This window comes from Lysinibacillus sp., from assembly GCF_032093475.1.
GTDB classification, from domain to species: Bacteria; Bacillota; Bacilli; order Bacillales_A; family Planococcaceae; genus Lysinibacillus; species Lysinibacillus irui.
The window spans coordinates 13,827-15,991 of record NZ_DAMDAY010000021.1; the positions used below are offsets into that span (position 1 = coordinate 13,827).

The following is a 2,165-nucleotide window of genomic DNA, read 5'->3' on the forward strand; positions in this document are numbered from 1 at the left end:
TCGCACGTTTTGTTACTACTAGTTCTTGTAATTCAGGTGCACGTGGTCCCCATTTGCCAATAACCTCACCTGCATCATCTAATAGCAAGTAAATTGGGATCGCACGACCACCATTTGTTAGATAACGGTCAATAAGTTCTGTATCTGCATCACGGAAAACAGTACGCATCTCTAATCCTGCTGCTTCAGCAACACGACGAATAATTGGATTGTTTAACATTGCATCTCCGCACCAGTCTTCTGTGATTGTTAAAATTTTTGGTTGTTTGTTCTTTAACAATTCGATAAAACCATCATTTGTTGGCACTTCAAAGCCATCATAAATACGAAAGCTCTCTTCCTTCAGTGTAGACATATTGTCCATATATTGTTGTATTGAAATAGCTTCATTGAAATATTGTTGTTCTGTTTTCATTGGCTCGTCCCCCTTATTATTATCTATTCTATATTTTGCTATGAATACTCTTTTTAAACAACTATTAAGTATCGTGAATTTCAAATTTGTTACATTTATTAAAATTAATAGCCGAGGGAGCAAGAAGCTCTCTCGGCTATTATGTTACAACGAGTATTATCGTTTGGCAATTTCTTGTTGTAATAATTTATTAACCATTGGTGGATTGGCTTGGCCTTTTGTTGCTTTCATAATTTGACCAACTAAGAAGCCAATAGCACGATCCTTACCATTTTTGAAGTCTTCGATAGATTGAGCATTGTTATCTAAAACCTCTGTTACGATAGCTAGTAATGCACCCTCATCGGAAATTTGAACTAACCCTTTAGCTTTTACAATTTCCTGTGCAGAACCACCTTTTTCAACTAATTCAGCAAATACCTTTTTACCGATCTTAGAAGAAATTGTACCATCAGAAATTAATTTCACCATCTCAGCAAGGTTTTCTGGTGTTAATGCAGTATCTTTTAAGTCTTTTAATTCTGCATTTAAGTAAGCAGAAACATCACCCATTAGCCAGTTGGCAGATAGTTTTGCATCTGCACCATTTGCTACCATTGCCTCGAAGAAGTCTGAGATTTCTTTAGAAATAACAAGCACACCTGCATCATATGGTGTTAAGCCTAATTCTTCAACGTAACGTTTTTTACGTGCATCTGGAAGCTCAGGAATTTCAGATTTTACACGCTCTAACCATTCGTCATCAATAGAAAGACGAACTAAGTCTGGCTCTGGGAAGTAGCGGTAATCATCTGTTCCCTCTTTAACACGCATTAAAATTGTTTTACCTGTTTTTTCATCAAAACGACGTGTTTCTTGCTCAATCACGCCACCTGATAATAATACATCTGCTTGGCGTAATTCTTCATGCTCTAAACCACGACGAACATAGTTGAAGGAGTTGAGGTTTTTAAGCTCTGTTTTTGTTCCAAACTCTTCTTGACCATAAGGACGAATAGAAATGTTGGCATCACAACGAAGTGATCCTTCTTCCATCTTACAGTCAGATACTTCTGTATATTGGATAATTGATTTTAATTTTTCAAGGTAAGCATACGCTTCGTTTGGTGTACGAATGTCTGGCTCTGAAACGATTTCTACTAGTGGTGTTCCTTGACGGTTAAAGTCAACTAATGAATGATCACCAGCATGTGAAAGTTTACCAGCATCTTCTTCCATATGAAGACGTGTAATACCAATACGTTTTGTATAGCCGTCTACTTCAATATCAATCCAGCCATTTTTACCGATTGGTTTATCAAATTGTGAGATTTGATAAGCTTTCGGATTATCTGGATAGAAGTAGTTTTTACGGTCAAACTTTGTTTCTTGCTCGATTTCCATGTTTAGTGCAAGAGCTGCACGCATTGCGAAATCTACCACATTTTTATTAAGTACTGGTAGGACACCAGGATAGCCTAAGTCGATTACTGTTGTATTTGTATTTGGTTCAGCACCGAAGTGAGCAGGTGCTGGTGAGAAGATTTTTGAGTTAGTTTTCAACTCAACGTGTACTTCTAAACCAATGACTGTTTCAAAGTTCATGTTATTTTCCCTCCCACATTTGAGGAACTTCTTTATGGAACTCCGTTGCTTGTTCAAAAGCATGAGCTACACGGTAAATAGTTGCTTCATCGAAGTATTTACCGATAATTTGTAAACCTAGTGGTAAGCCATTTTCAAAGCCACATGGAATAGAAATGGCTGGTAC

General features: G+C 37.1%; 2 protein-coding genes and 1 pseudogene. All 3 read right to left on the bottom strand.

What is annotated here, in order from left to right; all coding sequences use genetic code 11:
- On the bottom strand, positions 1–415 hold a 415-nt coding region (locus RT445_RS07020; RefSeq protein ID WP_396631793.1), incomplete at its 3' end, for a thioredoxin family protein.
- A gap of 156 nt (positions 416–571) precedes the next feature.
- Positions 572–1,999 (bottom strand): Asp-tRNA(Asn)/Glu-tRNA(Gln) amidotransferase subunit GatB, encoded by a 1,428-nt coding sequence (gene gatB / locus RT445_RS07025; RefSeq protein ID WP_274794579.1) that lies wholly within the window; start codon positions 1,997–1,999, stop codon positions 572–574.
- 1 nt (position 2,000) lies between these two features.
- Positions 2,001–2,165, bottom strand: a pseudogene (locus tag RT445_RS07030) (Asp-tRNA(Asn)/Glu-tRNA(Gln) amidotransferase subunit GatA); the annotation flags it as partial.

Bases quoted from the DNA above. Each gene is read 5' to 3' on its own strand.
- gatB (WP_274794579.1), bottom strand. From the start codon at position 1,999: ATGAACTTTGAAACAGTCATTGGTTTAGAAGTACACGTTGAGTTGAAA.